The organism is Streptomyces sp. NPDC048111 (genome assembly GCF_043202815.1).
Classification (GTDB): Bacteria; Actinomycetota; Actinomycetes; order Streptomycetales; family Streptomycetaceae; genus Streptomyces.
Map to the genome: position 1 here is coordinate 508,914 of NZ_JBIDBD010000003.1, position 12,794 is coordinate 521,707.

The window sequence follows — 12,794 nt, forward strand, 5'->3', positions numbered from 1 at the left end:
GCAGAGCGGCGGCCGATACGGTGATGATGTTGCGCGGCGGGTTTGCGCCGGGGCGGCTTCCCGCCAGCGCGCAGGTGAGAGAGGCGGTCCGGGGTGCTGGGAGCGATAGGTCTCGACGAGACGCAGGAGTCGGCGTACCGCGCGCTCGTCGCGGTGGGCGCGGCCGAGGTGACCGACCTCGCACACCGGCTCGCGCTGCCCGAGAGCGAGACCGAGCGCGCACTGCGCCGGCTGGAGCGGCACGGCCTGGCCGCCCAGTCCTCGGCGCGCACCGGCCGGTGGGTGGCCGCGCCGCCCGGGGTCGCGCTCGGCGCGCTGCTCACCCAGCAGCGTCACGAGCTGGACCAGGCCGAGCTCGCGGCGGCGCTGCTCGCCTCGGAGTACCGGGCGGAGGCGGCCGAGCCCGCCGTGCACGACCTGGTCGAGGTGGTGACCGGGGCGAGCGCGGTGGCCCACCGTTTCCACCAGCTCCAGCTCGGGGCGGCCGAAGAGGTGTGCGCCCTGGTGACGGGCAGACCGGTGGCGGTCACCGGCATGGACAACGAGTCCGAGGAGCGGGCCTCGACGCGCGGGGTGGTCTACCGGGTGGTGATCGAGCGCGAGGTGCTGTCGCTGCCCGCCGGGATCGTCGAGCTGTCGGCCGCGCTCGGTCGCGACGAGCAGGTGCGGACGGTGGACCGGGTGCCCACCAAGTTGGTCGTGGCCGACCGCAGTCTGGCGATGGTGCCGCTGACCGGGCGCGACGCGGAGCCGGCCGCGCTGGTGGTGCACGCGAGCGGGCTGCTCGAATCCCTGATGGGCCTCTTCGAGGCGGTGTGGAAGGACGCCCTTCCGCTGCGGCTCGGCAGCGGCGGACGGAGCGTGGTGACGGAGGGCCGGGGCCCGGACGCGACCGATCTGGAGATCCTGTCGCTGCTGCTCGCCGGGATGACCGACGCCAGCGCCGCCAAGCAGCTGGACCTCGGGCTGCGGACGGTGCAGCGCCGGGTCAAGGGCCTGATGGAGCTGACGGGGGTGACGACCCGCCTCCAGCTGGGCTGGCACGCCTACGAGCGGGGCTGGGTGGCGCGCTGAGCTCCGCCCGAGGGGACCGCGATGCCCGGAACTGCGGGAACGCGCCGGTTCCTGCACCCTGGGCAGATGAGCGTGTGGCAGCTCCTCGTGGTGGGGGCGGTGATGCTGATGGGCCTGTGCGGGGTGCTGGTGCCCGGCGTGCCCGGGCAGGCGATCGTGTGGGCCGCGGTGGCGTGGTGGGCGCTCGACGACATCACGGGGCTCGCCTGGGCGGTGCTCGCGGGGGCCACCGGCGTCCTCCTCCTCAACCAGGCCCTGCGCCCCTTCCTGCCGCCGCGCCGCTTCAAGGCGGCCGGGGTGTCCCGGCGCTCGGTGCTCACCGCGGGTGCGGCGGCGGTCGCGGGGTTCTTCGTGCTGCCGGTGGTCGGCGGCATCGCCGGGTTCGTCGGCGGGCTCTACGGGGCCGAGCGGGTGCGGCTCGGCAGCCGCGGGGACGGCTGGGCCTCGGCCCGCGCGATCCTGCGCGCGGGCGGCTCGTCGGTGCTGGCCGAACTCTTCGCGTGTCTGCTGATCGTGGGGGCCTGGGTGGGCGCGGTGGTGTGGGGCTGAGGGCGGTGGTGCGGGGGCGGGGGTCTTTCACGGCGGTGCGGCGCGCGGCCGAACGGGGGGGGGCCGGGCCTACGTCCGAGGACCTGGGTCCACATCCCGATGACGGGGGTGCTCGGGCCGTGTGAGGGTGGGCCCATGAGCGAATTCAGCGAGGCCGAGCGCGTCTACCTCAAGGGCCAGCGACTTGGCCGACTGGCCACGGTGGACGCCACGGGCCAGCCGCAGGCCAACCCCGTCGGCTTCTTCCCGCAGGACGACGGGACGATCCTCATCGGCGGCTACGCGCTCGGCACGACCAAGAAGTGGCGCAACCTCCGGGGCAACCCGAAGGCCGCCCTGGTGGTCGACGACGTGGTGAGCGTGCGCCCCTGGAAGGTGCGGGGCGTCGAGATCCGCGGCACGGCCGAACTCCTCACCGGGCCGCACGATCTGGGACCGCACTTCAGCGAGGAGCTCATCCGCATCCGGCCGCGCAAGATCCACAGTTGGGGCCTGGAAGAGGATCCGGGCCCCAACCGGTCCTGAATCAGGCGAAGTTGAGCTGCGGCTTGTACAGGTCGAGCCAGATCGCGAGGTCGAGGGTGCGCTCCAGGCCGCGGCGCGAGGCCTGGTGGATCTGCGGGGCGCTCACCTCGGCGGCCCGGCGCAGCCCGTCGCGGTCGATGAGGTCGAAGACCGGGTGGGAGGGCCGGGCCAGCAGGTCCTTGGCGTGGCCCTGGAGGGCGGTGGCGTACTTCGGGTCCTGGGTGGAGGGGTAGGGGCTCTTGACGCGGTCGTACACGGTCCGCGGCAGGACGTCCTTCGCCGCCTCGCGCAGCAGGCTCTTCTCCCGCCCGTCGAAGGACTTCACCGCCCAGGGCGCGTTGTAGACGTACTCGACGAGGCGGTGGTCGCAGAACGGGACGCGCACTTCGAGGCCGACGGCCATGCTCGCGCGGTCCTTGCGGTCGAGCAGGATGCGCACGAACCGGGTGAGGTGGAGGTGGCTGATCCTGCGCATCCGGTACTCGAAGTCGCTTTCGCCGTCCAGCCGTTGGATGCCCGCCACGGCGGTGTCGTAGGAGTCCTTGACGTAGGCGGGGACGTTGAGGGCGGCGGTCAGGTCCGGGCGGAGCAGACCCGAGTCGTCGCCGAACTGCTCGGCGAACTTGACGAGCCAGGGGAAGGTGTCGGCGCTGCGGGCCTCCTCGTCGAAGAACTGCTTGTAGCCGCCGAAGACCTCGTCCGCGGACTCTCCGGACAGGGCGACCGTGGAGTGCTCGCGTATCGCCTTGAACAGCAGGTAGAGCGAGGCGTCCATGTCGCCGAAGCCCATGGGGATGTCACGGGCGCGGATCACCTTGGCGCGCACCTCGGGGTCGGCGAGCGCCTCTGCGTCCAGGACGATGTCCTGGTGGAGGGTGCCGGAGGTGCGGGCCACGTCGTGGACGTAGGGGGTGTCGGGGGTGGCGCGCAGTTCGTCGGCGACGAAGTTCTCGGTCTGGCCGACGAAGTCCACCGCGAAGCTGCGCACCTGCTGGCCGACCTCGCCGAGCTGACGGGCGGCGATGGCGGTCAGGGCGGAGGAGTCGAGGCCGCCGGAGAGCAGCATGCAGCGGGGCACGTCGGCGACGAGCTGGCGCCGGACGATGTCGTCGAGCAGTTCGCGGACACGGGCGATGCTGGTGGCGCGGTCGTCGTCGTGCGCACGGGTTTCGAGCGACCAGTAGGTGTGGGTGCGCAGGCCGCCGCGGTCGACGGTGACGACGGTGCCGGGCTCGACCTCCCTCATGCCGTCCCACACCGCGTGGCCGGGCGTCTTGACCATGGTGAACAGTTCGCGCAGCCCGTCGAGCGAGACCGAGCGGCGGGCCAGCGGGTTGGCGAGGATCGCCTTGGGCTCGGAGCCGAAGAGCACGCCGTCGGCGGTCTCGTAGTAGTAGAAGGGCTTGATGCCCATCCGGTCGCGGATCATGACGAGGCGCTGGACGCGCTCGTCCCAGATCGCGAAGGCGTACATGCCGTTGAGGCGTTCGGCGACGGCCTCGCCCCATTCGAGGTAGCCGTGCAGGACGACCTCGGTGTCGGAGTCGGTGGTGAACCGGTGCCCGCGGGTGGCGAGTTCGGCCTTCAGCTCGGTGAAGTTGTAGGCCTCGCCGGAGTAGACGAGGGTGACGCTGCGGCCGTCGGCCTCGACGGTCATGGGCTGGCGCCCGCCCGGGAGGTCGATGATCGCGAGCCTGCGGTGGCCGAGCGCGGCCGGCCCCGCGGCCCAGACGCCGCGGTCGTCGGGACCGCGGCAGTCCATCGTCTCGGTCATCGCGTCCAGGGTGTCCCGCTCGTCGCGCAGTTCACGGTCGAAGGAGATCCAGCCGGTGATGCCACACATGGTGCCTCCTGCCTCGCCGTTCCGGCCGGAGGGGGGACGTACCGCCGACGGGACGGATGTATGGAGCAACTACCTACCTTTCGATCGTGTGGCTCGGCAGGGCGGCCCGTCAACAGGGCCTGGAAGCACGTGACTTGAATGCGTCGGCCGATCGGTCGGAAGGCGGGCGGTACGGGCCGGGACCCGGGCGGGTCACGGGCTGACCGCGAGCACGATGTACGCGGCGAACAGCGAGAGGTGCAGACCGCCCTGCATCAGGGTCGCGCGGCCCGGCACCACCGTCAGGATGCCGACCGGGACGGTCAGGGCCAGCAGCACCATGTGGCTCGCGCCGAGGCCGAGGACCAGCGGCCCGGACAGCCAGATCGTGGCGAGCGCGACGGCTGGAATGGTGAGCCCGATACTGGCCATCGCCGAGCCGAGCGCCAGGTTGAGACTGGTCTGGACGCGGTCGCGCCGGGCGGCGCGCACCGCGGCGATGGTCTCGGGCAGCAGCACGAGCAGAGCGATCACGACGCCGACCACCGAGGCGGGGAGCCCGGCCGCCGCCACCCCGCTCTCGATGGTGGGCGAGACGCCCTTGGCCAGTCCCACCACCGCGACGAGCGCCACCGCCAGCAGGGCCACGCTGGTCCAGGCGGTGCGCGCGGAGGGCGGGTTGGCGTGGTCGTCGTCCCGCATGACCTCGCCCTGCTGGGTCACCGGCAGGAAGTAGTCGCGGTGGCGCACGGTCTGGGTGGCGACGAAGAGCCCGTACAGGAACACCGAGGCGATGGCGGCGAAGACCAGTTGGGCGGGTGAGAACTCGGGGCCCGGCCTGCTGGTGGTGAACGTGGGCAGCGCGAGGCTGAGGCCGGCCAGGGTGGTGACCGTGGCGAAGGCCGTCACGGTGCCCTCGGCGTTGAAGACCGCGAGCCGGCGGCGCAGTGCGCCGACCAGCAGGCACACCCCGACGATGCCGTTGCAGGTGATCATCACGGCGGCGAACACGGTGTCGCGGGCGAGCGAGGCGCTCTTGTCGCCGCCGTCCGACATCAGGGTGACGATCAGGGCCACCTCGATGACCGTCACCGCGACCGCGAGCACCAGGGATCCGAAGGGTTCGCCCACCCGGTGCGCGACCACCTCGGCGTGGTGGACCGCGGCGAGCACCGCACCGGCCAGGAAACAGGCGACCACCGCTACCAGCCAGCCGGGCAGCGAACGCCCCCAGGTCAGGGCGAGCAGCACGAGGGCGAGCGGGGGCACGACGGCCGACCAGCGGTCCAGGGGCAGGCGCGCGAGACGGATCATGCCTCGACGTTCCCAGAAGAGGCCGGGCCCCGCCCGTCGGACTACTGCGCCGGCTCCGGGACGGGGGCGGGCGCGTGGGGGGGGACTCGTTCGGCTGCCGTGCCCGGAGGTTGCGTTGGCCGCCGCGCATGTACGGGGTCAGCGCACCCGTGCGGAGGCGACCGCGAGGTGGCGGCGGGCGTAGGAGCGCCAGGGCCGCCAGGTGTCCTCGGCCGCCGGGCCCACATCGGGATCGCCGAGCGCGCGGGTGCGGATGGCGTCGACGGTCTCCTCGTCCAGGCCGGGCAGGGCAGCCAGGATCCGCGTGGCCTCGTCGCGGTCGGCCCCCGCGTCCAGGCGCAGGGCGCCGTCCGCGAGCGCCGTCGCGAGCGCCGCGAGGCGCGGGTCGGGGTGGCCGGTGAGCAGCGCGGGCTCGGGGAAGGTGTGGGTGAGCTCGCCGCAGGGCACGTCGAGGCGCTTGCCGTACGTCTCGACGAGGCCGGCCGCGCCGTCCCTTCCGACCAGCGCCCGCACCGCGCACTCCTCGGGGTCGGCGGCGCCGGGCGAGCGCAGTCCCGGGGTGCGGGCGACCAGCGGGGCGAGGCGCGGGTCGGCGCCGAGGCGTTCGTCGACGGCGTACGGGTCGGCGTCCAGGTCGAACAGGCGGCGCAGGCGCTGGACGGCGGTGGTCAGGTCGCGCAGATCGGTGAGGTGGATCCGGGCTTCGAGCCAGCCCTGGCGGGCGGCGGTGTGCGCGGGGGCGGCCTCGTCCACGGAGACGACCGCGCTGCCGTGCGGCAGGCGCAGGGTGCGCCGGTGGGTACGGGCGCCGGGCTCGCCGGTGACCTCCTCCACGCGGGGTACGGCCTCGGCGGCCAGCAGGTCGAAGGTCTCCCGGGTCGCGTACGGGCCGCGGTAGGCCAGGCGCAGCGGGATCCCGGCGGCGGTGACACCGGACCCGGCCGAGCGGGCGCCGGCCTCCTCGCGCAGGGCGCTGGGGGTACGGGCGTAGATCTGCCGGACGGTGTCGTTGAACTGGCGCACGCTGGCGAAGCCGGCGGCGAAGGCGATCTCGGTGACCGGCAGCCCGGTGGTCTGGAGCAGCACCCGTGCCGTGTGGGCGCGCTGGGCGCGGGCCAGGGCGACCGGGCCCGCGCCCACCTCCGCGGTCAGCTGGCGCTGGACCTGGCGGGTGCTGTAGCCGAGCCGGGTGGCGAGCCCCGGCACTCCTTCCCGGTCCACCACGCCGTCCCCGATCATGCGCATGGCCCGGCCCACGACGTCGGCCCGGGCGTTCCACGCGGCGGAGCCGGGCACAGCGTCCGGCCGGCAGCGGCGGCAGGCGCGGAAGCCGTTGCTCTGGGCGGCGGCGGCGCTCGGGAAGAACCGGACGTTCTTGCGGCGGGGGGTGACGGCGGGGCAGCTCGGGCGGCAGTAGATGCCCGTGGTCGCGACGGCGAAGAAGAACTCTCCGTCGAACCGGGCGTCTCTGCTGCTGACCGCCTCGTACTGGGCGTCTTGGTCCATCACGGGTTCAGTCTGCGGGGTTTCCCTGCCGGGGGCTGGCGGCTTCCGGACACCAAGCTCCGGCGCGGGCCGTGCCGGGGGGCTTGCCCACCCACCCGCCCGTGCAGCGGGTTGAACCGGCTGAGCCCTGGGGCTCCGCCCCAGACCCCGAGGGTGCTGCCCACCCGCCCGCCCGTGACGGGGGTTGGAGGGTGCCTGGCCCTGGGGCTCCGCCCCAAACCCCCATCGCGCCTGAACGGCGCTCGTCCTCAAACGCCGGACGGGCTGAGGATGCCGGTGCGGGCCAGCGCCGGTGCAGTTAGGGGCGCGGGGAACTGCGCGAGAAGCGACCACGACCCGCAGCCGACTATCTTGCGCGCGCCGCGCAACCCCACAACCCGGCCAGAGGTCAACCCCCTGGGGGCGCGGGGAACCGCGCAAGGCAGGCCGGGCTACGCATGCGGCCCGACACCAGCCCTGCCAGGGGCGCGGGGAACTGCGCGAGAAGCGAGCACGGCCCGCAGCCAACTACTTAGCGCGCGCCGCGCAGCACAACAACCCGGCCGAAGGTCAACCCCCTGGGGCGCGGGGAACTGCGCGAGCGACCCCCCGCGGCCCCCGGGTGGGTACCCGCCGGGGGCCCGGGGCCGCCCCGGGTAGAGGGGGGCGGGCCCCCAGGGGTCAGCGGAGGTGGCCTCGCTTCAGGGCGCTGTTGGCGCGCCCCACCGCCCCCTTGATCCTCCAGTCCCGCCGCATCTCCGCCCGCAAACGCGCATCCGTCTTGGCCACGATCCGCTGGTTCTCGCGCAGCAGCTTGCGATAGCTCTCCAGGCGGCGGTGCGCCAGCGAGCCGTCCTCGATCGCGGCCAGCACCGCGCACTCGGGCTCCGCCTGGTGGGAGCAGTCGTGGAAGCGGCAGCCCGTGGCCAGTTCCTCGATCTCGGCGAAGACCTGCCCGACCCCCGCCCCGGCGTCGTAGAGGCCGACACCCCGCAGGCCCGGGGTGTCGATCAGAACTCCCCCGCCGGGCAGCACCAGGAGGTTGCGGGTGGTCGTGGTGTGGCGGCCCTTGCCGTCCACCTCCCGCGCGGACTGTACGGCCATGACGTCCTCGCCGAGCAGCACGTTGGCGAGCGTGGACTTGCCCGCGCCGGACTGCCCGAGCAGGACACTGGTCCCGCCGGCGACCACCGCGGCGAGGGCGTCCACGCCCTCCCCGGTGGTCGCGCTGACCGGCAGCACCCGCACCCCCGGCGCCGCGGTCTCGACGTCCTGGACGAGGTAGGCGAGTCCCACCGGATCGGGCACCAGGTCGGCCTTGGTGAGCACGACGAGCGGGACCGCGCCCGACTCCCAGGCCAGCGCCAGGAACCGCTCGATGCGGCCGAGGTCGAGTTCCAGGGCGAGCGACACCGCGATGACCGCGTGGTCGACGTTGGCCGCGAGGATCTGCCCCTCGGACCGGTTGGAGGAGGTACTGCGCACGAAGGCGGTGCGGCGCGGCAGATACGTCCGTACGAAGCGCGGGTCGCCGACCGGTTCGACGGCGGCCCAGTCACCGGTGCAGATGACCCGCAGCGGGTCGTGCGGGGTGACGAACGCGGTGTCGGCGCGCAGGGTGCCGTCGGCGGTCACGACGTCGCACTGGCCGCGGTCGACCCGTACCACCCGGCCGGGCACCAGGCCCTGCTCGGCGTACGGGGCGAAGGCGTCGGCCCAGGCGTCGTCCCAGCCGTAGGCGGCGAGCGGACGCGAGGGGGCCGAGGTGTTGGACTCGGCGTCGTTGAACTCGTGGAACGGGGAGTCGTGCCACGCGGAGAACGAGGAAGACAAGGGGAACCCTTCGAAGGGCGGCCCCGGCGCCACGCGCACAGGCGTGGGAAGAGATGAGTCGGTCAGCCGGAGACCACGGGGATGTGAGAGACGAACTTCGGAATGCGGGCAGCGCCCTTCGCAACGACAGCCATCGTTCACACCTCCCGAACACGTCTCATCACCGGCGACGACATTTCGTCGCCCCGCTCCAACAGCCCTGACTCTAGGGCGGGATGGTCCGGCCGCGCCACCGAATTGTTCGCCCCGTCCGCCTCCACCGTCCGCGCCCCCACCCCGGCTCAGCTCTGGGCCTCACGAGCCCGCTATTTGCGTATCGATGCAAGGAGGGTGCAGACTGCGAGAGTCGCCGGACACCGTCACCGAGCCGGACACCATCACCGAGAGGGGGCAGCCATGGACGCGGATCCTCCCAGTCCGCAGCGCCCCGCCGGGCACAGCTGACTCTCCCCCTCTCACCCTCTCCCCCGCCCTCCTTCCCACTGCGTCGGGCTCCGCCACGCCGGGGTGCGCGGTCGCGCCCCCGGGGCCGTTGTGCCCGCAGTGTGGTCGCAGGTACCTGTCGGAGGTTTCTTGTGATGTCGTTCCGGACGGCCGGCTCCGCCACGCGGCCGGCCTCCCGCTTCGCCGGGCGCCTGGCCCGGCTGACCTGGGTCGACGCGGTGGTCGCCGCGGCCGTGCTCGTGCTCTTCTACGTCGTGCTCCAGGTCGGCCACGGGACCACGGTCCGCTTCTCCACCGACCAGTCGATCAGGGTCGACACCGATCCGGCCCGGCTGCCGTACGACGCGGCGCGCTCACTGCTCCGCATGTTCGTCGCGCTCGCCCTCTCCACGGTCTTCACCTTCGGGTACGCCCTCGCCGCCGCCAAGAGCAGGCGCCTGGAACGCGTCCTGATCCCCGCGCTCGACATCCTCCAGTCGGTGCCCGTGCTCGGCTTCCTGACGGTCGCCGTCAGCGGCTTCATCGCGCTGTTCCCCGGATCCCTGCTCGGCCTCGAATGCGCGTCGATCTTCGCGATCTTCACCTCGCAGGCATGGAACATGACGTTCGGCCTCTACCACTCGCTGACCTCGCTCCCCCGCGAACTCGACGAGCTGTCACGGTCGTTCGGGTTCACCCGGTGGATGCGGTTCTGGAAGGTCGAGCTGCCCTCCGGGACGATCAGCCTCGTCTGGAACGGGATGATGAGCTTCGGCGGCGGCTGGTTCTTCCTCGTCGCCTCCGAAGCCATCAGCGTCAACAACAAGGACTACGCGCTGCCCGGCGTCGGTTCGTACGCGGGCGCCGCCATCGCCGACGGCGACCTCGGCAAGGTCGGCTGGGCGATCCTGACCATGGCCGTCATGGTCATCGGTGTGAACTTCCTGTTCTGGCGCCCGCTGACGGCCTGGGCGGAGAAGTTCAAGAACGAGCAGTCCGAGGCGAGCGAGACCCAGCGCTCGGTCGTCCTCGACCTCCTGCGGCGCTCGCACTGGCCCCGGCTGCTCGGCGGGGCGCTGCGCCCGCTCGGGCGGGCCCTGAGCAGGGCCGGGCGGGTCTTCGGCACCGACGACCGCGCGCTGCACACGGACGGGGCGCGACGGCTCACCGGGGACATCGTCTTCGGCGTCGTCGCGGGCGGGCTCGTCCTGTGGGGCCTGTTCGACCTCGGCCGCTATCTGCGGGACGAGACCGGCCTCGGTGTCTTCGGCGAACCCCTGCTGCTGGGCCTCGCCACACTGGCCCGGGTCGTGGTCCTGGTGGCCGCCGCCACCGTCGTCTGGGTGCCGATCGGGGTGAAGATCGGCTTCTCGCCGCGGCTCACCCGCATCGCCCAGCCCGCCGTGCAGGTCCTCGCGAGCTTCCCCGCCAACTTCCTCTTCCCGCTCGCCGTCTGGTTCTTCCTGAAGACCGGCCTGTCGATCGACATCGGCGGCATCCTGCTGATGGCGCTCGGTGCCCAGTGGTACATCCTCTTCAACACCATCGCGGGCGCCATGGCGATCCCGAGCGATCTGCGCGAGGCCATGGACGACCTCGGCGTACGCGGGTGGCAGCGCTGGAAACGGCTGATCCTGCCCGGCGTCTTCCCCGCGTACGTGACCGGCGGCATCACCGCGTCGGGCGGCGCCTGGAACGCCTCGATCGTCGCGGAGGTCGTCACCTTCGGCGGCACCACGCTGACCGCCACCGGGCTCGGCGCGTACATCGCCGAGGCCACCGCGGCGGGCGACTTCCCCCATCTGCTGGCCGGTGTGGCGGTGATGAGCCTGTACGTGGTCGGCCTCAACCGCCTGCTGTGGCGCCGCCTGTACCGGCTCGCCGACACCCGCTTCGCCCTGTGACGGCTCCGCACCACCGACACACCACGCGACACGGCCTCCCCTCCTTCTGCTGCTGGACGCCTCGAACGTCCGGCACCCCGATCGACCCTGGAGCTCCCTCATGGTTCTGCACACCCTCCGCGCCCTGCGCGGCGCACGGCACGCGGCCGCCCCGCGGGCCCCCCGCCCGGCCGACGGCGAGATCCTGCTCGAAACCGTCGGCCTCACCAAGGCGTACGCCGGTGCCGACGGCGAGCTGCCCGTCCTCGGCGGCATCGACCTCCAGGTGCGGGCAGGCGAAGTCGTCGCGCTGCTCGGCAAGTCGGGCTCGGGCAAGTCGACGCTGCTGCGCTGTCTGGCCGGCCTCGTGCCGGCGAGCTCCGGCACGGTGTCCTACCGCGGCACGCCGCTGACCGGGGCCAACCCCGGTACTGCCATGGTGTTCCAGACCTTCGCGCTGCTGCCCTGGCTGACCGTGCGGCAGAACGTCGAGCTGGGCCTCGAGGCCCGGGGCGTACCGGCGGACGCGCGGTCCGACGCGGCGCGCCAGGCCATCGACCTCATCGGCCTCGACGGCTTCGAGTCGGCGTACCCCAAGGAGCTGTCGGGCGGCATGCGCCAGCGCGTCGGCTTCGCACGGGCGCTGGTGGTCGAACCGGACGTGCTGATGATGGACGAGCCGTTCTCCGCGCTCGACGTGCTGACCGCGGAGAACCTGCGCGGCGAGCTGATGGAGCTGTGGGAGTCGGGCCAGTTCCCGACCCGGGCGATCGTCCTGGTCACCCACAACATCGAAGAGGCCGTCCTGTTGGCCGACCGGATCGTGGTGCTCGGCTCACGTCCGTACGGCACGATCCGCGAGACCTTCGAGGTGGGTCTTGAGCGGCCGCGCGACCGCGAGGCGCCCGCGTTCGACGAGCTCATCGACCGCGTCTACCGCACGATGACGGGCCGCCCCAAGGAGACCCACCGGGGCGTCGCGCTGCCCGGGCGCGGCGAGGGGGGCGGCGAGGCACGGGGCGAAGGTGGGGAGGGCCGCGGCGCGGGGGCGGGTGCCGGTGCCGGTGCCGGTGCCGGTGCCGGTGCCGAGGGTGATCGGCGTACGCTCGCCGACACCCCGCTGCCCGCGGCGAGCGTGGACGGGCTTTCCGGGCTCGCGGAAATGGTGGCCCACCGGGGCGGCGGCTGCGACCTCGCGGACCTCGCCGACGACCTCGGTCTGGAGGTCGACGACGTCCTGCCGCTGGTCGACGCGCTCGAACTGCTCGGCTTCGCCTCCGTCGGCGGTGACGATCTGGTCCTGACCGAGCGGGGGGTGGCGTTCGCGGGGGCGGATGTGCGGGCGTCCAAGGAGATCTTCGCGGCGGCGGCGCCGGACGCGCCGCTCGTGCGGCTCATCACGACCAGCCTCCGCCAGAGCCCCGACGGCACGCTGCGTGCGGGCTTCTTCCGTGACGTGCTGGCCCACCACTTCACGAGCGAGCAGGTGGGGGGGCAGTTGGAGACGGCTACGGATTGGGGGCGGTACGGGGAGCTGTACGGGTATGACGCGGAGCGGGAGGAGTATCGGTTGGGGTGAGTTGGGGGGGGGGGCGGCTCCGCCGGGGGTGCGGGGGGGGAGGCCGGGAGCCGGGGCTTTTTGCGCAGTTCCCCGCGCCCCCAAACCCCCGGTCGGCTGCGGGCCGTGGGTGCTTCTCGCGCCGTTCCCCGCGCCCCCAAACCCCCGGTCGGCTGCGGGCCATGGGCGCTTCTCGCGCCGTTCCCCGCGCCCCTAAACCCCCCGTCGGCCGCGGGCCATGGGCGCTTCTCGCGCCGTTCCCCGCGCCCCTAAACCCCCCGTCGGCCGCGGGCCATGGGCGCTTCTCGCGCCGTTCCCCGCGCCCCTG

Annotated in this window: 9 protein-coding genes; 5 read left to right on the forward strand and 4 right to left on the reverse strand. The window is 73.2% G+C overall.

What is annotated here, in order from left to right; all coding sequences use genetic code 11:
* Nucleotides 1–93 precede the first annotated feature (93 nt).
* The 3 genes from ACGF3I_RS10020 (at nucleotide 94) to ACGF3I_RS10030 (ending at nucleotide 2,148) form a co-directional block, all read left to right on the forward strand.
* On the forward strand, nucleotides 94–1,074 hold the full coding sequence (locus tag ACGF3I_RS10020; protein WP_393130143.1) for a helix-turn-helix domain-containing protein: 981 nt from the start codon (nucleotides 94–96) through the stop codon (nucleotides 1,072–1,074).
* Between the two features lie 66 nt (nucleotides 1,075–1,140).
* Nucleotides 1,141–1,623, forward strand: a complete 483-nt coding sequence (locus tag ACGF3I_RS10025; protein WP_393130144.1) for a DUF456 domain-containing protein — start codon at nucleotides 1,141–1,143, stop codon at nucleotides 1,621–1,623.
* A gap of 135 nt (nucleotides 1,624–1,758) precedes the next feature.
* Nucleotides 1,759–2,148 carry a PPOX class F420-dependent oxidoreductase gene (locus ACGF3I_RS10030; protein WP_393130145.1) on the forward strand — a complete coding sequence of 130 codons (390 nt, stop codon included), beginning with the start codon at nucleotides 1,759–1,761 and terminating at the stop codon, nucleotides 2,146–2,148.
* 1 nt (nucleotide 2,149) lies between these two features.
* Here ACGF3I_RS10030 and asnB read toward each other — a convergent pair whose 3' ends face one another.
* The 4 genes from asnB to rsgA form a co-directional block, all read right to left on the reverse strand.
* A complete protein-coding gene (asnB, locus tag ACGF3I_RS10035; RefSeq protein WP_393130146.1) occupies nucleotides 2,150–3,991 on the reverse strand; it encodes an asparagine synthase (glutamine-hydrolyzing) in 1,842 nt (613 codons plus the stop codon).
* Nucleotides 3,992–4,183: 192 nt separating this feature from the next.
* Nucleotides 4,184–5,284: a calcium:proton antiporter gene (locus ACGF3I_RS10040; RefSeq protein ID WP_393130147.1), complete on the reverse strand. Its 1,101-nt coding sequence runs from the start codon at nucleotides 5,282–5,284 to the stop codon at nucleotides 4,184–4,186.
* Nucleotides 5,285–5,422: 138 nt separating this feature from the next.
* Nucleotides 5,423–6,790 carry a bifunctional transcriptional activator/DNA repair enzyme AdaA gene (locus tag ACGF3I_RS10045; RefSeq protein WP_393130217.1) on the reverse strand — a complete coding sequence of 456 codons (1,368 nt, stop codon included), beginning with the start codon at nucleotides 6,788–6,790 and terminating at the stop codon, nucleotides 5,423–5,425.
* A 660-nt stretch (nucleotides 6,791–7,450) separates the two neighbouring features.
* Nucleotides 7,451–8,602 carry a ribosome small subunit-dependent GTPase A gene (gene rsgA, locus ACGF3I_RS10050; RefSeq protein WP_393130148.1) on the reverse strand — a complete coding sequence of 384 codons (1,152 nt, stop codon included), beginning with the start codon at nucleotides 8,600–8,602 and terminating at the stop codon, nucleotides 7,451–7,453.
* Between the two features lie 578 nt (nucleotides 8,603–9,180).
* On the opposite strand from rsgA, the gene ACGF3I_RS10055 reads away from it, so the two are divergent.
* Both ACGF3I_RS10055 and ACGF3I_RS10060 read left to right on the forward strand, forming a co-directional pair.
* Complete coding sequence (locus ACGF3I_RS10055) at nucleotides 9,181–10,929, forward strand: ABC transporter permease (RefSeq protein WP_393130149.1); 1,749 nt, start codon at nucleotides 9,181–9,183, stop codon at nucleotides 10,927–10,929.
* Between the two features lie 100 nt (nucleotides 10,930–11,029).
* On the forward strand, nucleotides 11,030–12,487 hold the full coding sequence (locus tag ACGF3I_RS10060; RefSeq protein WP_393130150.1) for a nitrate/sulfonate/bicarbonate ABC transporter ATP-binding protein: 1,458 nt from the start codon (nucleotides 11,030–11,032) through the stop codon (nucleotides 12,485–12,487).
* The last annotated feature ends 307 nt before the right edge of the window (nucleotides 12,488–12,794 follow it).